The sequence below is a fragment of the Cupriavidus sp. 8B genome (assembly GCF_054589115.1).
This window is the reverse complement of the sequence record NZ_BAAILO010000214.1, coordinates 1-208: the sequence shown is the minus strand read 5'-3', so window position 1 is coordinate 208 and position 208 is coordinate 1. Positions and strand designations below refer to the sequence as shown.

Sequence of the window (208 nt, the reverse complement as noted above, 5' to 3'; positions counted from 1 at the left end):
GTCGGTGGTGTTGCGCGCAACACGCGAAGAGAACGCGCCCATCTGGACATAGTCGGTCAGAGACAGGTTGGTTTCCCGGTGACGGCGGATGCTGAGGGCGTTGCCGTCGATGGCGGTCGGCTGCATCACCGCGGCAATCCGCATCCCCTTGTAGCCGGCGTTGATGATGCCCTGATCGGTGCCGCGCACGGCGGATTTCTGCACCGAG

The 208-nt window shown here is 64.4% G+C and carries 1 pseudogene; it reads right to left on the bottom strand.

The features are described 5' to 3' along the window. Positions 1-208: pseudogene (locus tag ACYP5B_RS21695) on the bottom strand (CpaF family protein); the annotation flags it as partial.